Below are 19223 nucleotides of genomic sequence, written 5' to 3'. Positions count from 1 at the left end.
TAATGGATAAAATATATTTAGATAATGCCGCAACCACTCCGCTTGCAGAAGAAGTTATAGATGCAATGGTTGGTACGATGAAGATGAACTTCGGAAACCCGTCTTCAACCCATAGCTTTGGACAGGAAGCCAAAATCCTTATTGAAAATGTAAGAAGACAGGTTGCAGACTATCTTCATGTAACTCCTGCAGAAATCATTTTCACTTCTTGTGGAACAGAATCCAATAATATGATTATCAAATCCTCGGTAGAACACCTTGGAGTAGAAAGAATCATCAGCTCGCCTTTAGAACATAAATGTGTTTCTGAAAGTATCCTTGATATGAAAGCGAGAAAAGGAGTAGAAGTACATTATATCCGTCCTAACGAAAAAGGAGATATTGATCTTAATAAATTAGAAGAATTACTAAAAGCTTCAGATAAAAAAACTTTGGTAAGTTTAATGCATGCCAATAACGAAATCGGAAACCTGATGGATCTTAAAAAAGTAGCTGAACTTTGCAAGGAGCACAACGCTCTTTTCCATTCAGATACAGTGCAGACTATGGCTCACATGAACCTGGATTTCTCGGATATTCCTGTAGATTTTGCTTCATGCAGCGCCCATAAGTTTCATGGACCAAAAGGATCAGGTTTTGCGTACATCAGAAAATCAACAGGTTTAAAAGGGATCATTACCGGAGGACCACAAGAAAGAAGCCTTAGAGCAGGAACAGAGAATGTTTGTGGTATCGTAGGGCTTGGAAAAGCATTGGAAATTTCTCTGGATCATATGAATGAATATACTCAGCATATGCAGGAAATTAAAGATTATGCTATCGAAAGATTATCTGCTGAAGTTGCTGGCATAAAATTCAATGGAAGAAGTGCTGAAAAGGAAAACAGTCTTTATACGGTTTTAAGTGCTTTACTGCCTTATAAAAACCCATTAATCGGATTGCAGCTGGATATGAAAGGAATTGCTATTTCTCAGGGAAGCGCATGTTCTTCCGGAGCATCTAAGCCATCTATGGTGATGATGATGGTACTTTCTGAGGATGAAATGGATCATTGTACGCCTTTACGTATTTCTTTTAGTCATATGACCACAAAAGCTGATATAGACGCATTAGTGGATGCTTTAAAAGAGATTTCAAAGGATTATGCTATAGAAAAAACTAATGTTGAGCATAGATAGTCTTATGATGTAAAAGTTGTAATTTTGAATACTCAAATAGAATTGAAAAAGAAAAATAATATTAATTAAAATAAAAGAAACAAAAATGGCTTTAGAAATTACAGACAGCTCATTCCAGGATACAGTATTAAAATCAGACAAACCAGTTTTGGTAGACTTCTGGGCAGTATGGTGCGGACCTTGCAGAACGTTAGGACCAATCATCGAAGAAGTAGCTTCCGATTTTGAAGGAAAAGCAGTAGTAGGGAAAGTGGATGTAGACAACAACCAGGAGATTTCAATGCAGTATGGTATTAGAAATATCCCTACAGTTCTTATTTTTAAGAATGGAGAAGTAGTAGATAAATTAGTAGGTGTAGCTCCAAAAGAGGTAATCGCTGAAAAATTAAGCGCACACTTATAAAAAAATAAGTTTGATAATGAATGCCTTCCACGATTGGGAGGCATTTTTTTTGAAAATAATTTGCAGGTAATAAAAAAAGGTGTAATTTTGCAACCACGAAAAAGAAACGACGTTCTTTCACACAAAAAACATGATCCGGTAGTTCAGCTGGTTAGAATGCCGCCCTGTCACGGCGGAGGTCGCGGGTTCGAGTCCCGTCCGGATCGCATAAAGTTTTTCAATTACTTTTAAAAAAGATTGATCCGGTAGTTCAGCTGGTTAGAATGCCGCCCTGTCACGGCGGAGGTCGCGGGTTCGAGTCCCGTCCGGATCGCAGAAGTTTTCTCAATTTCTTTTTAAAAAATTGATCCGGTAGTTCAGCTGGTTAGAATGCCGCCCTGTCACGGCGGAGGTCGCGGGTTCGAGTCCCGTCCGGATCGCAGAAGTTTTCTCAATTTCTTTTTAAAAAAATTGATCCGGTAGTTCAGCTGGTTAGAATGCCGCCCTGTCACGGCGGAGGTCGCGGGTTCGAGTCCCGTCCGGATCGCAACTACAATATCAATGTAGTACAAAAAGCTTTAAAACGTATGTTTTAAAGCTTTTTTTTGTTTTATGTCTGTTCAAAGAGAACTAAAAAAGCACAATCTGAAAGTGACCTATTCAGTGACCTGTTAAAGCAGGTGTAAAAAGGTCACTGAAAATTCAGAGAAACCCTTTTCAGTCGCTAGTTCAGCAATTGAATATCTTGTGATAAGTTTTTGCTAAGATTAATTTTAAATCTCAAAAGCTAAACGAAATGAACAAGACATTCAATTTACTTTTCTATGTGAAAAAAGCTAAAATCAATTCTGTAGGAGAGTCTCCTATATATTTACGAATTACAATTGATGGGAAAATATCCGAGGTCAGTACAAAACGTACAGTAAAGCCTTCAAAATGGAACTCTGCAATGCAGAAGGTTAGCGGCTCTTCAGAAGAATGCAGATCACTTAATTTTTATCTGAAAACATTTGAGCAGAAAGTTTATGATTCCTATCATGAACTAATCAGAGATAAGGAAACAGTATCTTCTGAGGCTCTTAAAAATAAGGTAGTAGGTAGAGGTGAACTGACCAGAACACTCATTCCTGTTTTTCAGGATCACAATGATCGAATGGAAAAACTGATTGGAAAAGAATTTGCCCAAGGAACATTAACCCGTTATAAGACCTGTCTAAAGCATACCAAAGATTTCTTGAAATGGAAATACAGTGTTGCCGACGTTGAAATTAAAAAGATTGATTACGCCTTTCTGAACGATTTTGAATTTTTTTAAGAACCGAAAGATCCTGTAACAATAATTCTGCAGTAAAGTATATCAAGAATTTTGGTAAGATCATTCGTATCTGTCTTGCAAATGGATGGATGGAGCGAGACCCTTTTATGAACTATCATTCTAAGTTCAATGAAGTGACAAGAATGTTCCTTAATGAAAAGGAAGTAGAACTGCTTTTTGACAAAGATTTTAAAAATGAGAGATTGTCTTTGGTAAGAGATATTTTTCTGTTCAGCTGTTTCACCGGATTGGCGTATATTGATACTCAAAAACTAACATACCAAAATATCAATTTAGGACTTGATGGTTCTCAATGGATCTATACCAAACGTCAGAAAACTAAAACTACTTCTAATATTCCCTTGCTTTCTCAAACAGAGAAAATTATTGAAAAGTATAGAAATCACCCTGTATGTCTTAATACTGGAAAGTTGCTTCCTATTCTTAGTAATCAAAAAATGAATGCATATCTTAAAGAGATTGCTGACCTGTGCGGAATTAACAAAGAATTGACCTATCATATTGCACGCCATACTTTTGCAACAACGATCACTTTATCTAACGGGGTTTCAATTGAAAGTGTGAGTAAAATGCTAGGTCATAAGAGTATTAAGACAACACAGCATTATGCCAAAATACTTGATGAAAAAGTCAGTGAGGATATGATGGAATTGAAACAGAAATTTATTGATAAAAAGAAAATTGCAATAAGTTGTTAGGTTATTTGGGTTGACTGAAGGATTCTTATTTTTATTAATTATTTGAAAATCACTGAGAATATGGAATTATGTGATGTGACTTTTGTACAAAAACTTATTTCTAGGCAGCCAATTTCGTGTTCCTGTGGATAAGGCTCTGTAAATGAATATTGGTTCTTCTTTTGAAACTTTTATTCTACAATCAACATGTAATCTTCGCTTTGTGGCTATTGATGTCATTACACTGGCATTTTATTTGTTTCTTTTCATCAAAATCACATTATGGCAGACAATAAATCAAAAAAAGACCAGCGTGACCGCAGCCAGGTCAGTGGTTCTGAAAATTATGAAATTCAATATTTCAAAGATAAACTGGGCGTAAGCTCACAGGCAGTAACCGGAGCAATCCGGGCAACGGGGTCTAATGACCGCAAGACACTTGAAGCTTATTTAAAAGATAAGCATAAATAATAATTTAAAAAGCAAACAGCAAACAGCAGAAAGCTTTTTAATGATCTGATCTTTCTGGCATTGTCAGGGAGATTTTTTTGTTTGTTAAAGAAATTAATATGAGCTTATCAAAATATCATAAAAAAAGATCAGAAGACAAAACACCTGAACCCTTCGGCGGTGTTCCGTCAGGAAAAGAATTGAGATTTGTCGTTCAGAAACACGATGCTTCACATTTGCATTATGATTTTCGTCTGGAAATGGATGGCGTCCTGAAAAGCTGGGCGGTACCGAAAGGGCCTTCACTGGATCCGAATATCAAAAGACTTGCGATGATGGTAGAAGATCATCCGTATGGTTAAAAAAAACATTAGAAATTGATTTATTTCCTTCATCTGATATCAATACAGAATATTTAAAAGAATGCTTTAAAAACTTAGGACATTCAAAATCTTATGATAATTTAATTGAAAAAACAACGGAAAATCCTGAACTTTGGGAGTCTGAGTTAATTAAAAGAATTGACAATACTATAAAAAAGGGAAGGTTTGCTCAAGAACTAAGTATTTTAATTGAGGGAGGGGCGCTAATTTATGGGGAATTCATTGTGCCAGGCTATATTAAAAATGCTATTACACACATTGCAAATTGTAAAAAAATTTCTATAAATGCTAAATAGTAGGCAGAAGAAAGCAGCATTTGAAATCTCTGGAAATACAATAGTAAGCGCCTCTCCAGGAACAGGTAAAACAAAAACTCTAATTGCTAGAGCACAAAAAAAACTTGAGTCTATTCCTAAACATAAGTCTTTAGCTCTTATAACTTATACAAATGCTGCCGCAGATGAAATTGCTAGTAGATTAAATACCGATGATAAAGATATATTTATTGGTACAATTCATAGATTTTGCCTTGAATTTATATTAAGACCCTTTTCTTGGATTTACAAATGGCATAAGCCAAGAATAATTTCATATGATGAGCTGAAAGAATTTATAGAAATAAACTCCGATATTGAGTTAGGAGATAATCCACTTGATGAACTAAGTAAAATAAAAAGACTTTTAAATGGTGATTTAGATTGTTCAAATACTGATAACATTGAATCGTGGATATATATTTCTGAATTATATTTCAATTTCTTAAGAGATAAAAAGGCAATAGATTTCAATGAAATTTTATTCAAATCATATAAGATTGTTTCTGAAAATGATTTTGTTGCACAATCTATAGCAAATAAATTTTACGAAATATCGATTGATGAGTTTCAGGGTACAAATATATTTCAATACGAAATTTTAAAGGCTATTCGAAATGAATCTGAAGATTGTACATTTTTTATGGTTGGAGATGAAAAACAAAAAATATATGCCTTTGCTGGAGCTATTGATAATGCATTCAGTAGAGCATCATATGATTTTCAAGCAGAAATAGAAAATTTAGATACAACATATCGTTCTACTACAAATATAGTTAAAGGATACTCAATTCTTTTTAAAGATCATATTGAATTACAGAATGATTCAAAGTACAAAGACTTTAATTTTGATATAGTAATTTGTGAAACCAAATATGACAATAATAATGATTACATAGCTAATACCATAGCCAAGCTTATAAGTGATGGTAAAGCTGAATTATCCGATATTGCTATATTAACAACGAGTTGGAGAGATGCTTATTTCATAAGTAAGTCACTTCGTCAAAAGTATCACGTGGTTGGTCTTGGGTCTTTACCTCATAAAAATATGAATACTTCCTCTTTTGGACTTATACGTTCTTTAAGCAAATTTTTATTTTCACCTTCAATTATAAACTTAAGAATAATCAAAAGAAATTTTGATTCTCATTCTTTAGAAAATAACATAGTATTTACAGAAAAAGAATTAACTTATAAAATTAACTCATTGATAACAAGTTTTAAAGAGCTTGAATTAACTGCTAATTTAACTAAAGGTTTAAGTTCAGTAAAACACATATTTGATACAATTTTTAGTGTAAATAACTCTGATATTGAAGAAATAATCAACAGTATAAATAATATTGATAAATCTCAATTATAAAGATTGATTTTTTATAGTTAAATAGGTTTTATTCTCTCAAAATTACAACAAGATTAAAGATAAGATATTTCCTTTTATCAATTGAAGCTTTTAAAGCAAATAGGTGGGATTAGGGAGTTTTAGTACATAATATACGAATTTTGGTATATTTTTAAGGCTGCCTGTGGCTTTACATTTGTAGTACACTCTTGAAAATTATTGTTTTTATCTCAAAAAACAATGTGAATAATTAATCAAAAATCTGAATTATGGGTTTCATAGACAAAATCAAATTGACTGCCGAATTGGCAAAGGCGAATTTCAGTGAAGGTATTGATGATGGTTACGACCATTCCACTACATCTGCCGGCAAAAAGGGTTACGCTCTGGGCGTGTATCTGAGTTAACGGCGATGGCAGACCTTAAACCGGGAGGTGCAGAAAACCTCAGGACCATAATGGAAATTGCAGGCGGAAACCTGAAAGGGGCAACCAAAGTAGGAACACTGCACGACCTGCGTATCGTTTTATTTGATAACGATACCAAGATTCTTTTCTGCACGGCTTATGATGGCGACTGGGATGCTTATATTGATGATTTCGCCACAAAAATTCCGCAGCTGATGGACATCATTTTCGGTAATGTGGAAGGCTGGCCGGGCATAAAAGACCCGAGTGTAAAACAGTTCATTCTAGACCATCAGATTACCGCGACCGGCTGGTATGTTGGTGTTCCGCATCTTACTGTAAATGATGTGAGGAGAAATGATAAAATCATTACCGGACTTAATAGGGCGATTGACGAAGCAAATAAAATCTAAGTATGGCATTGGAATTTTTAAAGCGGATATTCAATCCCAATAAAGTAGAAATTGAGCTGAACGAAATACAGGCCTTAATTCTCAGAAGCCGCCCTATTCCGTATTTCGGAACGGTGGCAATCATTGAAATCAAAGATGCTGTGGCAGCCAGACAAATGCTCCAAAAACTCTTGCCGATTGTGAGTTCTGCGGAAGACTGGCATAAGAATGAAGGGGCATCGGTTACGTTGACGTTCACTTATAAAGGTCTGGAAAAAATCGGCGTGCCTAAAGAGTCGCTTGAGACTTTCCCCGAATCCTTCAAGGAAGGAATGGCAGACCGCTCCCGTTTTCTATATGACATTGGTGTCAATGACCCCAAAAACTGGGAAAGGGTTTTTAAAAGGTCGCATATTCACATCGCTGCGGCGATTATCGCCAACAATGAAGAGGCGTGGAAAAGCAAGCTGGAGGAATTTCGGTCTAAATTGGCTGATAATAGAGGCATAGAAGTAATCTTGAGTCACAATTTCAGCGTATCTGAAGAGGTTAAAAATGTGTTCGGATTCAGAGACGGTATTAGCAACCCGGAAATTGAAGGCAGTGGGATAGAAGTTCCGGCTGGATTTGACCGCCCGCTTAAAGCAGGCGAATTTATACTGGGCTATCCTGGAGAAGCCGGCACCATAAAGCCGTTTCCACAGCCTGAAGTTTTAGGGAAGAACGGTTCTTTTATGGTTTTCAGAAAGTACCAGAGCCAAGTGGCGGAATTTAATCAGTTCGTTAAAGAAAATTCTTCTTCGCCGGAAGAGGGAGAGCTCTTGGCTGCTAAAATGGTAGGTCGCTGGCGAAGTGGTGCACCTTTGGTTTTAGCTCCCGAAAAGGATGATAAATCGCTAGGAGATGATATGCAAAAAAACAATGATTTTTCTTTCAAGAATGATGAGTACGGTAAAAAGTGTCCGTTCAGTTCGCATATCCGCAGGATGAACCCAAGAGATTCCAAATCTTTTGTTTTGGAGGATGAACGTTTGCACAGGATTATCAGAAAAAGTGTAACTTTTGGCGACATTGTTCCGCCGGAGGTAACCAAAAATGACGGTAAGGAACGTGGACAGTACTTTATTGGCATTAGTGCTGATGCAATGGGAACACTGGAATTTCTTCAAAAACAATGGGCAAACGATGGTAACGCCCAAAATCTGGGAACAGAAAAAGATCCTATGATCGGTGTACAGGACGAAGACGCACTGTTTTCTGCACCGGGAGAACCCCTCATCAAAAGATACCGTGGTTTGCAGACCTACAACATCGTGAAAGGCGGCGAATATTGTTTTATCCCAAGCATTTCTGCTCTAAAATGGATTAGCGAATTAAAATAAAAAAAAGCACTATGGAAGAATACATCAAGTACAGTTACGAAGTGGAAGAAATTCCAGAAAATTTCGATGAGTATATTACCACCATTAATAACGATATCCGCGAATACATCAAAAATACGCCAAACCTAAGCAGGGCGACCCATCATACAAGAGATGCGCACGCCAATGGCTATGCAGTGCTGAAAGCAGAGGTTGAAATTTTGGATAATCTGCCCAAAGAACTGGCGCAGGGCATTTATGCGAAACCCGGAACACACCAGGCAGCAGTTCGCTTTTCCAATGGTTCGTCCAGAGTTTTGCCCGATAAACTAAGCGGTAATGCACAAGGATTTGCTTTAAAGATTTTTGGGATAGATGGCAAAAAATTATCTCCCGGAGAGGAAGATTCTCCCAATGTTGATTTTAACCTGATTAATAATCCCGTGTTTTTCTGTAACTCGGCAGAACATTATGTTTTCATTTCAAAGCTTTTTTTAAAGCTAAATGATTTCTTTGAAAAGGGAGCCTTGGGAAAATTGGAATTTGCCACACTTTGGGTCACCGAAAATAAAAAAGCATTTCCAAATTTTGAGGCTTTGAAGGAATTGGGCGCTCTTAAAACTTTTGAAAAAATCCCTTCCATCAACAGTTTTCTTTACGAATTTTACAGTATGGGAGCGGTACGCCACGGTGATTATATCGCCAAAGTAAGAGTGATCCCAACTGAGCAGACCAAGAACGCCATCACGGAAAAAGATATTGATCTAGACAGCGCAGAATGGCCGTACAGAAAAGGAATTATCAAAGAAATAGCTCAAAAAGAACTTACATTTGAGTTGCAAATACAACTTTGCAAAGACCTGAAAGAAATGCCTGTGAATGACCTTACAAAAGAATGGTCGCAGGAATTATCACCATTCCGTACGGTGGCAAAAATCACAATACCAAAACAAACGGTTCCTGAGGATGGTAATTTTGAAATTATGGAAAATCTGTCTTTTACACCGTTTAGAACCATCGAAGAGAATTCACCGATCGGGAATTTACAGCGTTCACGGCAGTCAGCGTATGTAACATCTTCAACCTCAAGACACGAACTAAACCACAAAAAACGTAAAGAACCAAAGAATTTGGAGGAAGCATTCAGTCCGGAGTTTTATAAATTGTAAAATATTATAAATAAGAAAATCGAAAATCAAATGCTAATATCCTGGAAATTTATGTGATACTGCTATTTCTAGGAAATTTCCCTTTTATTTTAAAGATGAGAAATGGATTTCAACAGAGGGGAATTAGAAAAGTATATGTAGATTCATTTTCAAAATAAAAAGAGGCTGTTGCTTTGTAACAGCCTCTTTTTATAATTGTATAAATAATTAAATTAAAAAAATCTTTTATAACAACTTGGCTTCTTTTAAAATCTCTTCAACATAAGTACCTTCTATTTTCTTGACACCATATTTTTCAAGGATTGAAATCAACCAAGGAAATTCAATTTCATTTAGGTTTTTATTGTCATTAAGGTGATAGATGGATTTCAGCAGTACCCTGATGTCATATGAAGAAGCAAAAACTTCCGGGACACCTCTGTCTACATCCAAAAGGGTGTAAACTGCCTCCATTGCTGTACGCACGGAATATTCGGTCGTGAATACGGTGTCTTTTCCAGTTTCGGCAAAATTACCGATAAAAGCAAGGTTCACAGAACCCTCCGGAACCACCAATGGGCGGTCTCCCAATGCACGAGGCATAAAGTAAGATGTGATATAGGGCATACGGCAAGGGATGCTGTTGGCAGCTTGTGCAATTTCTGCAATTTCATTTTCAGGAACACCAATATGGTATAAAAATTCTTTGCAAAGCTCTATCCCCGTGGCTTCCGTAATTTTCTTTTGGATATAATTTCCTGGTTTATGAGAATACAACCCATAAACCCAAACAATTACTTCATTTTTTTTCTGAGCCTTGAAGTGGGGCTGTCTGCTGATGGAAAAGCCATACCACCAGTTAGAATCGTTTATTGTGACAGGTCCGCTAGTCACTATAGAACCGCTTCTTGGGTCTTTTTTTGTTATTTTTTCTATATACGGAATCACTTTTTCGTCGAAGAAGGTAATGCTTCCGGAGATTACCCAGTTGGCTTCGGGAATGTTTTTGTAGAACTTTTCGGGTTTTCCAAAGGCATCATCCTGGTCTGCCAGATTCTGCCAAAGTTGCCAACTTCCGCCAATGCCGTCAGCAACAGGAGCAGGGTTATGATTGTCACCGTATGTACTGCTTTCGGTAATGGAGCCGTTGGTAACAAACACCAGGTCGTTTTCGGTCAGGCTGATGCTTTCTGCATTGCCATTCTTAATATATTCGATTTTCTTCGCTACTTTTTTGCCGTTTTCATTTTCTACAAGTATGTTCTGAACCTGGCTATCATACTGGAAGGTAACACCGTGGGACTCAAGGTAGCTTACCAACGGATGAATCAGTGATTCATATTGGTTGTATTTCGTGAAGCGTAGTGAGGACATATCTGCTATGCTGCCAACGTGATGGATGAAACGAAGAACATATCGGCGCATTTCCATCGCACTTGCCCAGGGTTCGAATGCGAACATCGTAGCCCAGTAGGTCCAAAAGTTGGATTGGAAAAATTCTTCTGTAAATACCTGGTCTATCTGTACATCCTGTAGTTTTTCTTCAGGAAGAAGAACCAGCGCTATAAGTTCGTGGATGGCTTTCTGGGAAAGTGTAAGCTTGCCATCCGTGGGCAGTCTTTCTCCACGGTTTTCGATAACACGGGCGTGGGAAAAGCTAGGGTCTTCTTTATTGAGCCAATAATATTCGTCCAGTACGGAAACGCCTTCCGTTTCTAATGAGGGTATCGAGCGGAACAAATCCCAGAGGGTTTCGAAATGTGTTTCCATTTCCCGTCCGCCTCGTATGATGTAGCCTTTCTGCTCATTCCAGATACCGTCCATACTGCCACCGGGTAAAGCTAATTCTTCCAGAATACGGATTTTGTTTCCTTCCATTTGCGCATCGCGTATCAAAAAAGCTGCGGCGGCCAATGAAGCTAATCCAGAACCGATAAGTACGGCAGATTTCTGTTCAATATTTGCCGGTTTTTTCGGGCGGGCAAATGCTTCGTAATTCCCATTACTGTAATACATAATTAGATTTTTTTAGTTTATAATATATGATAAAATAACCTTGTTTTTGTTTAATAAAGTTACACATATTGCTTTCACTTTATATATCCCAAAATTCTAATTGTATGTGCTGATATTCCAATAATGTTATCTTTGGAGATTCTGTTTTTCGGTTTCCCTTTTCTTTTTTTCCTGTTTGCGGAAGTAACCTCTGAAGAGAAAATTATGCTTCAGAGCCTCCATATTCTGGTTGAAGCCTTCGGTTCCCTTTTCGATATTGTAAAGGCTGTTATTGATGTTTTTTGTAAGAACGGTATCAGTGATAAGGGCATTTACCGGTCCTTTTCCATTTTCTATATTTTTACTGAATGTCTGCAGGTTTTTACCAACTGTGATAAGTTCATTGCTTACTGTATTAAGATTATTGCTGGCGGCATTGACGTTATTGAAAGTCTGCTTAAGCTGGGACTCAAAATCTTTGTTGGCAAGGAGAAGTCCCGTTGCTCCTTTTCCCTGGCGTGTAGACGTAATGATGGCTTCTGCAGTACTGCTCAGGTTTTCTATATTTTCCGTGCTTTGGCGTATTTTCAGGATGGATAATTTTAAGTTTTCGGCAAATGCCTTGTCATTAATTAATTTTAAAATCTGGCTGCTGTCAATTTTATGCACAGTGTTTTTAAGAGATTTGGATATATCGTGTATATTGTTGTTGCTTGCCGATAGCGTGTTGAGTATTTCATCCACACCTGGTTTGGTATCTGCCGTGAGATATTCTTTTTCCTGCACCGGTCTGCCCGGCTTCCCGTAAGGTAAAATATTGACCACCGCATTGCCGATAATGCCTTCTGTTCCAATCGAGGCTTTGGCACTATTGTCTATATGCTTTGCAATATCTTTGTCTATAAGCATAATGACCTCTATATCATCCCTTTCGGACAATTTTACAGATTTTACAGAACCCGCCTGCATCCCTGAAAATAGCACATTGCTTCCTTCCCTGAGCCCATTAGAGTTTTTGAATTTTGCCCTGAGCTCAAATTTGCTGGTAAAAATACCCGAACCGCTGCCAATGTAAAAGAAAACAGCCATCATAAGTATAAGCCCCGAAATTACAAATAAGCCGAGCTTGATATTATTTTTATTCATATTTTAATCAAAAAATTGTTTAATGTTTTCGTCATCAGAACTTTCAAATTCCTGATAAGTACCTTGTGCATAGCATTTTCCGTCAAGCAGCAAGACTACTCTGTCAGCCGTATTTTTCACACAGTTCATATCGTGTGAGATAATGATTGATGATGTTTTGTATTTTCTATGTATATCCATGATAAGGCTGTCTATTTCTTTTGCCGTTACCGTATCAAGTCCGGTGGTAGGTTCATCATAAAGGATGATTTCCGGCTTGAGGATGACAGTACGTGCCAGAGCTATTCTTTTCAGCATCCCTCCCGACAATTCGGATGGCATAAGGTCTACGGTATGTTTAAGCCCCACACTATCGAGTGCTTCTTCAACCCGTGCGTCAATTTCAACCTGCTTCAGCCGGAACCACCGTCTTCTTAAAGGGAATTCCAGATTTTCGCGGATGGTCATAGAGTCATAGATGGCATTTCCCTGAAAAAGAAAACCTATTTTTGAGCGTGCCTTGTCCAGCTCTTGATTTTCCAGTTGGACAATATCCTGCCCGGAAATCATTATCCTACCGCTATCAGGTGTTAAAAGCCGGACGATACATTTGATAAGCACAGATTTTCCCGTGCCTGATTTTCCGAGAACTACAACATTTTCGTTCTTATCGACCGTTAGGTTAAAACCGTTAAGCACTTTTTTTTCACCAAAGCTTTTATAAATATCTTCAATGACGATGGCCGGTCCATTGTCATTATTGCCGTTTGCTGTTGTTTTTGTTTCCGCCATAATGATGATTTAATTATATCCGAGAATGCCGGTTATCTGTACCGCAATCAGGTCCAAAACGAAGATAAGGATAGAGGAGAGCACGACCGCTGAATTGGCGGCGTTCCCCACGCCCCGTGTTCCTTTTACTGCATTATAGCCTTTATAGGCACCCACGATTCCCACTGCAAAACCGAAAAAAAAGCTTTTGATAAAAGCTGGTATGATGTCACTGAAATCCAAGGAGTCAAAAACCTGTGAATAGAAAAGTGACAGGCTAGTTGTACCGCCAATGTTAACACCTATCCAGGCACCATATAGTGAAATGGCATCCGCCAGGATGATAAGTACGGGAAGCATAAATGTTGTAGCCAGGACACGTGTGGCAACAAGGTATTTAAAAGGATGTGTACCGCTTACTTCCATTGCGTCTATCTGTTCGGTAACCCGCATCGAGCCCAGCTCTGCCCCGATGCTACTGGCAATTTTACCTGCAAAGATGAGAGCGGCGATTACGGGTGCTATTTCACGGATGATGGCAATGCCTACCATTACAGGCAGCTGGGATTCCACACCATAGCGTACGAGGCTTGGCCGCAGCTGCATCGTAAGAACCAAGCCGATGATAAAGCCTGTCATGGCAATAAGCCCCAAAGATTTGTAACCTATGAGATAGCATTGTGCGAGCAGTTCCTTTATTTCATATGGTGGACGGAAACCTAATAGAAAGTAATTTTTGGTAAACTGTGTGATATTGCCTGTTTCCTGTAAAAAACTACGTATTTTAATCATTAACAAATTATTTTTTTAAATTAAAATATTTTTAGTCTACTTTTCCAATTGCTGTATTTTTTTATTGAGCCAATCCCTTATATCTTCATATACATATTCTTTAATATCCTCATTAAGTATTTCGTGCCGCATAGCAGGATAAATTTTAATTTTAACATCTGTAAATCCATCTTTTTGCATTTGTGTTACCGTTTTTTCAACCCCTTTTGCGAAGTCTCCTATCGGATCATCAGCTCCGCTTACAAAAAGAAAGGGAAATTCTTTTGGTAATTTTTCTGCCCATTTTCTTTCCGTTGCCTGTTGGTTTAGAGAAACTAATGCGTAAAAACCATTATTGGTAAAAGGTACTCCGCATAGGCTGTCCCGGCAAAATGATTCACGGTTGGATTTGCTGAGGCTCAGCCAGCTGGTAAGGTCGCCATCTTTCTCGCCTTTAAAATGTTGATTATTAATTTTTGAAAAAGTTTGGTTGATGAATTTGCTCCTGTGTTTTGGGGCAATAATATTCTTAATGGACAGGAAAAATTTAGCCAAACCGATTCCGTTGATTTTTCCTCCCGTTCCCACGATGACTGCGCCTTTAAAATCGGCTTCCTGATTCTGAAGTAAGCATCTTGCAATGAAAGACCCCATAGAATGACCTAGTAAAAAGTGAGGAATGTTAGGGTAATTGTTTTCTAAAAATGCAGCCATCGTTGCGGCATCGTCTATCAGTTGCTGCTTGGGATTTTCTTTTTGAAAATAGCCAAGTTCTTCCCGATTTTCCGCCGTTTTTCCGTGTCCGAGATGGTCATATAATAGAACTGCAAAACCATTGCTCGCCAGATATTCCGCAAAATCCTTATAACGACCGCTATGCTCCTGCATCCCGTGGAGAATAAGAACCGTAGCCTTTGGTGATTCATTTATTGGTTCGGATAATTCATAAAAAAGCGTGTGCGAACCTGAGTTGCCAATTTTCTGCTTGATTATATAGCCTGATGTATGCCTTGCCATAGTCGGTTGGTTTTGCACAAAAACAAATTCTGCCCTTGACAAAAGTAAGAGCAGAATAAAGTTAGATAAATTGGTTATTATACAAAATCTCTTTTATTGATTAAAGAGAGATTCGATATCCTAATGAAAGATTCCATCCACGGTTATAAGATGTTACGTTGTCTATATTGGAAAGATTACCTAATCCCAGGCCATATTGTCCTTTCAGATAGATTCCCCAAGGTGTTTCGTATCCGGCACCGAAATTAAATCCCCAATCGAATCCTTTAGTTTCATCGCTGCCACTACCAAAGTTGATGTCGGTTTCCTGAGAACCGATTACTGGGATATTCTCTCCTTTATATTTACCGCTTACTCCAAATCCGATGTAAGGCCCTACCTCTGCAAAAATTCCTCCGGACTTTCCTCCTTCAATTTTATACTGATATCCGAGATTAACAGGGACTTCAAGGTAATCCATGCTGGTTTTGAAATCTCCGATGCTGGTAGCGGTTTTTGAGCCCTTGTTGCTGTAAAATAAACCGGGCTTTACGTAGAAACCTTGTGACAAAGGGATGTTAACGCCTGCCCCGATACGGAACCCCGTTTTGGAGTCATCGGATTCGGAAGAATTATCGCCTACCTCTGTCTTTATTTTATTAAAATTCAGACCTATTTCAGGGTCAATCGTTATTTGCGCCTTTACAGCGAAAGTAGTTGCACAAAGTGCAATGGCCAGTGTGATTTTTTTCATTTTTTGTATTAATTTAAATTGTCAATCTAATATTGTCGTTAACAAAATTTTTTTTGTTTAATTTCTGTAAGAGGTATGAATGGCTTTTGCCAGCACGTCTGGTTTTTTCCAGTGTTCCGTTACTGGTGTTACTTTTTATCGAGTCCGAGCAGGGTATAGACCGCAAGGCGTGCTGCACGAACCGAATATTCTTCTGTGAATACCATATCTTCCGGTATTTCCACAAACTGGCTGATAAGAGCCAGGTTGGTGCTGCCTTCAGGAACAACTGCAGGACGGTCTTTTTTAGCTCTTGGCTGAAACAAAGCATCGATGTAAGGCATCATACACGGAATAACATTGATAACGCTATCTTTTATTTCCTGTTCGTGTTTTTCAAAATGCAAATGATGAATCAACTCTGTCAAAATTTCTTCGCCCGTGCAATCAATCATCGGCTTTTTCACATAATCTCCCACTGCATCTGGATATAATCCGTAGCCCCAAAGAATAGTAGTATCATCGCCTTGCGCTTTGAAATGCGGTTGTGCAGCCACCACAATTGACATTCGCCACGATGAATCTTTAAATGTCATCAAAGCTCCACTGCCCGGTTTGTTGCCAGTGTATTCTTCAATAAGTTTCAGAAATTTATTTCCTTTGAATGTTGGTGTGAAAGAATACCATTTTGTTTCGTCAGGTTTGGTAAAAAACGGGTCGGGATTACCCAACTTGCCGGGTTTCTTGTTGGCAATTTCACGCCATAATGCAAAACTTGGCGGATTTGACGGCAAATATTTTGCAGGCGTGTTATAATCGCCGTTATTAGAATTGTCTGTAATGCATCCGTTGGTAAAGAATACCAAATCGCCTTCATTCACGGTTATTTTCTCTGTGTTTCCTTCTGCATTGATGCATTCTATTTCCGTTACGGTAATGCCATCATCATCGGCAAAATCCAAATCGGTAACGGTTTTTCTTAATGAAAAGTCCACTTTATGCTGGTCCAGAAATGCCTTCAACGGTAAGATAACGGATTCATATTGGTTGTATGGTGTTCTGGTAACCCCTTCGAGTGTTTCGATTCTTGAAAATTCCAACAGCATACGTTTCATATAGCGTTGAAATTCAAAAATACTGCTCCATTCCTGCCAGGCAAAAGTGGTTTGCCACATATACCAAAAGTTGGTTGTAAAAAAATGATCGTCAAACCAATCACGAATAGTAATGTTGTCTAAATCATTTTCATCGGCAAAAAACAATTTCAAAAATTTCATCCGGTCCTGAGTATTGAAACCCATATCCGTTACAGGTAAAATGTTTCCGTTTTTGTCAATCAACCGCGCTTTTGCATTTGTCGGATTCGCGTGGTCAAATGCCAGAATTTCGTCTTTTACGGAAATGTTCGGGACATCCAGAGAAGGGATACGGGATGTTAATTCCCAAAAGTTTTCATAGGTTTCTTCGTTGAGCATACGCCCGCCACGACAGATGAACCCTTTTTCTTTAGTTCCTGCACCATCGTTGCTACCGCCCAAAATCGGCAGGGCTTCAATGATGTGAATGTTTTCGCCTTTAAAGCCTCCGTCTTCTAACAGATATACGGCGCCGGCAAGACTTGCCAATCCGCCTCCGATGAAATATGCATGTTTGTTCGAATTGCTCATATGATATTTTTTTTAGGTTATTTTTATATGATAAAGGTATTGATATACATTAATTCCTTGGTATCCCTAAATTCGAAAATCATATACGGAATTTCTTTTTAAAAATGCTGTTGTCTTCGGTACCTTTGGGGCGATATTGACGCATGCTTTTTAAAGAAACGGCCGAATGCAGAGGTAGAATTAAAGCCTGTTTCAAAAGCAATCTGAGAAATATTTTTTTCTGGATAGCCGAGCAGAACGCAAACCTCTTTTAATAAGGCCTCATCAATAATCTGATGCGGCGTTTTGCCGGTCGCTTTTTTTACAATCAGAATAAGATATTTGTTGGAAATGAATAGCTTGTCCGCATAGTATTGTACGTCCTTATGCTGCAAAATATTTTCTTTCACCAATTCATTGAATTTAAAAAAATATGATTGTTATCCTGTGGAGTGGGATATGCGTTGTCTTTTCTGCCTTCATCAATTAGAACTGCAACTTCCAATAAAATATTAATAATAATAGTACGAAAAATATCTTCTGTAAAACGACCATTCCTCGTGGTCTGCTGCTGAAGATATTCCAACAAATTGATTAAGTGTTTACTACTTGCTTCGTTGGAAATAACTACATTAAAAGTAGTTTTATTGAATAGAGACAGATTCTCGATAAAAAATGGATTAGAAATGTTCTTAAGCAGGAAATTCTTTTCAAAGAATAGAACCTTCATGCGGAAATCTTTGCTGGTATTTACAAATTTTATAATTGTTGACGGAGCAGATATCAGGAATCCGTTTTGGGATATATTGTAATGGTGATTATCAATTTCTAAATCAATACTACCGGAAACACAGATGCAGAATGCATAAAAATCCATGCGGAACAGTCTTTTTGGGAATTCAAAAATGAGTTTTCCTGAAGATATATAGTAAGGTTCATCACAGTGTACCTGATAAAAAGATAATATTTCTTTAATACTTTCGTAAGCTTTCATAGTTCCTTATTTAATTCAACAATTTATAAAATATTATTGATTTGTAATGTCAGGAATAGTTCTGTAAGTCCTTTCAAACATTTCTATAATATTTCTTTCCTCTTTGTCAATATCCTGAACATTGTTGTTAAGTAACATATATGAGCTGATCGATGGATATTCAATATGGGAAAATGTCTCGTTACCTACTTTACTCTGAATATACTGAGAATAGACCCGAAACCTCTGATTATTTGGTAAATGCTCAGTTAACTTTTTAGGATTAGAAAAATCGATAGATCTTGCGGAACACAACCCAAAACTACAATCAGGATGCTTATCAAGCAAGGTCGGAATTAAGGAAATACAGGTATCTAGTATTTTGACAACAGTTTTGAAAGTATTTTTATTAATAATTTTATTGTACTTATAGTCGCTTCCCCGGTCTTTTTTACAATAAAATTTGAGAGCAATTACATTTCCATTATGATACTCTGCCCTAATAATATAATGCAGTTTAATATCGGTACAGAAGAATTTGTATATATATGTAAAAAGATGGTCGGAACCATCTTTACAATTATCTTTCTGTATGAATTTTAACTCGTACAAATTTTTAAAGTTTAATTTATCACTCTTTTAGAACTGTGTGCGGACACAACAACTTTCCTGCCCTTAAGATCTGCGGCAGAAATCTTTACAGAAACTACTGTTCTCAATGGTTTCCAGTTCAGCTTCTCTCCTTTTGATATCGTCTTTTTCATTATAGAATATATTGTGCTTTACAAAAATACAAAATTTATTCCTATTTGCAAGTTGGAAAAATTTGACCTAAGTTTA

At 37.6% G+C, this 19223-nt stretch carries 20 protein-coding genes, 4 tRNA genes and 1 pseudogene; 14 read left to right on the top strand and 11 right to left on the bottom strand.

The features are described from left to right. The first annotated feature begins 2 nt into the window (after positions 1-2). The 14 genes and pseudogenes from H5J24_RS17030 (at position 3) to H5J24_RS16970 (ending at position 9394) form a co-directional block, all read left to right on the top strand. Entirely contained in the window at positions 3-1178 is a 1176-nt protein-coding gene (locus H5J24_RS17030) for a cysteine desulfurase family protein (RefSeq protein WP_068941663.1), read from the top strand. Positions 1179-1263: 85 nt separating this feature from the next. Continuing rightward, positions 1264-1581, top strand: coding sequence for a thioredoxin (gene trxA / locus H5J24_RS17025; RefSeq protein WP_027374941.1), 318 nt, complete (start codon positions 1264-1266; stop codon positions 1579-1581). A 132-nt stretch (positions 1582-1713) separates the two neighbouring features. Further along, a tRNA-Asp gene (locus H5J24_RS17020) sits at positions 1714-1787 on the top strand. Between the two features lie 33 nt (positions 1788-1820). Next, positions 1821-1894: transfer RNA gene (locus H5J24_RS17015), tRNA-Asp, on the top strand. Positions 1895-1926: 32 nt separating this feature from the next. Continuing rightward, positions 1927-2000, top strand: a tRNA-Asp gene (locus H5J24_RS17010). A gap of 33 nt (positions 2001-2033) precedes the next feature. Further along, positions 2034-2107: transfer RNA gene (locus tag H5J24_RS17005), tRNA-Asp, on the top strand. Between the two features lie 249 nt (positions 2108-2356). Continuing rightward, positions 2357-2931 (top strand): annotated as a pseudogene (locus H5J24_RS25995) (phage integrase SAM-like domain and Arm DNA-binding domain-containing protein); the annotation flags it as partial. A gap of 33 nt (positions 2932-2964) precedes the next feature. Then, entirely contained in the window at positions 2965-3594 is a 630-nt protein-coding gene (locus H5J24_RS25990) for a site-specific integrase (protein ID WP_346729918.1), read from the top strand. A gap of 261 nt (positions 3595-3855) precedes the next feature. Continuing rightward, positions 3856-4044, top strand: a complete 189-nt coding sequence (locus H5J24_RS16995) for a DUF3606 domain-containing protein (RefSeq protein ID WP_028123103.1) — start codon at positions 3856-3858, stop codon at positions 4042-4044. Between the two features lie 98 nt (positions 4045-4142). Further along, positions 4143-4385: a DNA polymerase ligase N-terminal domain-containing protein gene (locus H5J24_RS16990; RefSeq protein WP_034981618.1), complete on the top strand. Its 243-nt coding sequence runs from the start codon at positions 4143-4145 to the stop codon at positions 4383-4385. A 306-nt stretch (positions 4386-4691) separates the two neighbouring features. Then, on the top strand, positions 4692-6086 hold the full coding sequence (locus tag H5J24_RS16985) for a UvrD-helicase domain-containing protein (RefSeq protein WP_068941666.1): 1395 nt from the start codon (positions 4692-4694) through the stop codon (positions 6084-6086). Positions 6087-6477: 391 nt separating this feature from the next. Further along, positions 6478-6885, top strand: coding sequence for a hypothetical protein (locus H5J24_RS16980; protein ID WP_228428852.1), 408 nt, complete (start codon positions 6478-6480; stop codon positions 6883-6885). A 2-nt stretch (positions 6886-6887) separates the two neighbouring features. Further along, positions 6888-8246: a Dyp-type peroxidase gene (locus H5J24_RS16975; protein WP_028122561.1), complete on the top strand. Its 1359-nt coding sequence runs from the start codon at positions 6888-6890 to the stop codon at positions 8244-8246. 11 nt (positions 8247-8257) lie between these two features. Further along, on the top strand, positions 8258-9394 hold the full coding sequence (locus tag H5J24_RS16970; RefSeq protein WP_068941668.1) for a catalase family protein: 1137 nt from the start codon (positions 8258-8260) through the stop codon (positions 9392-9394). Positions 9395-9619: 225 nt separating this feature from the next. On the opposite strand, the gene H5J24_RS16965 is transcribed toward H5J24_RS16970, so the two are convergent. From H5J24_RS16965 to H5J24_RS16915, 11 genes are all read right to left on the bottom strand, one after another. Further along, positions 9620-11389 carry an oleate hydratase gene (locus H5J24_RS16965; RefSeq protein WP_068941671.1) on the bottom strand — a complete coding sequence of 590 codons (1770 nt, stop codon included), beginning with the start codon at positions 11387-11389 and terminating at the stop codon, positions 9620-9622. A 126-nt stretch (positions 11390-11515) separates the two neighbouring features. Beyond that, entirely contained in the window at positions 11516-12514 is a 999-nt protein-coding gene (locus H5J24_RS16960) for an MlaD family protein (RefSeq protein ID WP_034972710.1), read from the bottom strand. A gap of 3 nt (positions 12515-12517) precedes the next feature. Continuing rightward, positions 12518-13285, bottom strand: coding sequence for an ABC transporter ATP-binding protein (locus tag H5J24_RS16955; RefSeq protein WP_028122565.1), 768 nt, complete (start codon positions 13283-13285; stop codon positions 12518-12520). Between the two features lie 9 nt (positions 13286-13294). Continuing rightward, complete coding sequence (locus H5J24_RS16950; RefSeq protein WP_028122566.1) at positions 13295-14056, bottom strand: MlaE family ABC transporter permease; 762 nt, start codon at positions 14054-14056, stop codon at positions 13295-13297. 36 nt (positions 14057-14092) lie between these two features. Next, on the bottom strand, positions 14093-15052 hold the full coding sequence (locus H5J24_RS16945) for an alpha/beta fold hydrolase (RefSeq protein ID WP_034981335.1): 960 nt from the start codon (positions 15050-15052) through the stop codon (positions 14093-14095). A 100-nt stretch (positions 15053-15152) separates the two neighbouring features. Continuing rightward, positions 15153-15785: a porin family protein gene (locus tag H5J24_RS16940; RefSeq protein ID WP_068941673.1), complete on the bottom strand. Its 633-nt coding sequence runs from the start codon at positions 15783-15785 to the stop codon at positions 15153-15155. A gap of 128 nt (positions 15786-15913) precedes the next feature. After that, complete coding sequence (locus H5J24_RS16935) at positions 15914-17431, bottom strand: oleate hydratase (RefSeq protein ID WP_232815719.1); 1518 nt, start codon at positions 17429-17431, stop codon at positions 15914-15916. Between the two features lie 98 nt (positions 17432-17529). Next, positions 17530-17820, bottom strand: coding sequence for a helix-turn-helix domain-containing protein (locus H5J24_RS16930; RefSeq protein ID WP_232815718.1), 291 nt, complete (start codon positions 17818-17820; stop codon positions 17530-17532). Further along, complete coding sequence (locus H5J24_RS16925) at positions 17817-18404, bottom strand: hypothetical protein (RefSeq protein WP_232815717.1); 588 nt, start codon at positions 18402-18404, stop codon at positions 17817-17819. The genes H5J24_RS16930 and H5J24_RS16925 overlap by 4 nt, the downstream gene beginning before the upstream one ends. A 33-nt stretch (positions 18405-18437) precedes the next feature. Further along, a complete protein-coding gene (locus H5J24_RS16920) occupies positions 18438-18995 on the bottom strand; it encodes a hypothetical protein (protein ID WP_028122571.1) in 558 nt (185 codons plus the stop codon). An 11-nt stretch (positions 18996-19006) separates the two neighbouring features. Then, on the bottom strand, positions 19007-19147 hold the full coding sequence (locus tag H5J24_RS16915; RefSeq protein ID WP_154656849.1) for a hypothetical protein: 141 nt from the start codon (positions 19145-19147) through the stop codon (positions 19007-19009). Positions 19148-19223: the final 76 nt, after the last annotated feature.

It is taken from the genome of Chryseobacterium capnotolerans (assembly GCF_021278965.1).
Classification (GTDB): Bacteria; Bacteroidota; Bacteroidia; order Flavobacteriales; family Weeksellaceae; genus Chryseobacterium; species Chryseobacterium capnotolerans.
This window is presented reverse-complemented; position numbering and strand designations above follow the sequence as displayed.

Bases quoted from the DNA above. Each gene is read 5' to 3' on its own strand.
- H5J24_RS17030 (WP_068941663.1), top strand. From the start codon at position 3: ATGGATAAAATATATTTAGATAATGCCGCAACCACTCCGCTTGCAGAA.
- trxA (WP_027374941.1), top strand. From the start codon at position 1,264: ATGGCTTTAGAAATTACAGACAGCTCATTCCAGGATACAGTATTAAAA.
- H5J24_RS25990 (WP_346729918.1), top strand. From the start codon at position 2,965: ATGGAGCGAGACCCTTTTATGAACTATCATTCTAAGTTCAATGAAGTG.
- H5J24_RS16995 (WP_028123103.1), top strand. From the start codon at position 3,856: ATGGCAGACAATAAATCAAAAAAAGACCAGCGTGACCGCAGCCAGGTC.
- H5J24_RS16990 (WP_034981618.1), top strand. From the start codon at position 4,143: ATGAGCTTATCAAAATATCATAAAAAAAGATCAGAAGACAAAACACCT.
- H5J24_RS16985 (WP_068941666.1), top strand. From the start codon at position 4,692: ATGCTAAATAGTAGGCAGAAGAAAGCAGCATTTGAAATCTCTGGAAAT.
- H5J24_RS16980 (WP_228428852.1), top strand. From the start codon at position 6,478: ATGGCAGACCTTAAACCGGGAGGTGCAGAAAACCTCAGGACCATAATG.
- H5J24_RS16975 (WP_028122561.1), top strand. From the start codon at position 6,888: ATGGCATTGGAATTTTTAAAGCGGATATTCAATCCCAATAAAGTAGAA.
- H5J24_RS16970 (WP_068941668.1), top strand. From the start codon at position 8,258: ATGGAAGAATACATCAAGTACAGTTACGAAGTGGAAGAAATTCCAGAA.
- H5J24_RS16965 (WP_068941671.1), bottom strand. From the start codon at position 11,389: ATGTATTACAGTAATGGGAATTACGAAGCATTTGCCCGCCCGAAAAAA.
- H5J24_RS16960 (WP_034972710.1), bottom strand. From the start codon at position 12,514: ATGAATAAAAATAATATCAAGCTCGGCTTATTTGTAATTTCGGGGCTT.
- H5J24_RS16955 (WP_028122565.1), bottom strand. From the start codon at position 13,285: ATGGCGGAAACAAAAACAACAGCAAACGGCAATAATGACAATGGACCG.
- H5J24_RS16950 (WP_028122566.1), bottom strand. From the start codon at position 14,056: ATGATTAAAATACGTAGTTTTTTACAGGAAACAGGCAATATCACACAG.
- H5J24_RS16945 (WP_034981335.1), bottom strand. From the start codon at position 15,052: ATGGCAAGGCATACATCAGGCTATATAATCAAGCAGAAAATTGGCAAC.
- H5J24_RS16940 (WP_068941673.1), bottom strand. From the start codon at position 15,785: ATGAAAAAAATCACACTGGCCATTGCACTTTGTGCAACTACTTTCGCT.
- H5J24_RS16935 (WP_232815719.1), bottom strand. From the start codon at position 17,431: ATGAGCAATTCGAACAAACATGCATATTTCATCGGAGGCGGATTGGCA.
- H5J24_RS16925 (WP_232815717.1), bottom strand. From the start codon at position 18,404: ATGAAAGCTTACGAAAGTATTAAAGAAATATTATCTTTTTATCAGGTA.
- H5J24_RS16915 (WP_154656849.1), bottom strand. From the start codon at position 19,147: ATGAAAAAGACGATATCAAAAGGAGAGAAGCTGAACTGGAAACCATTG.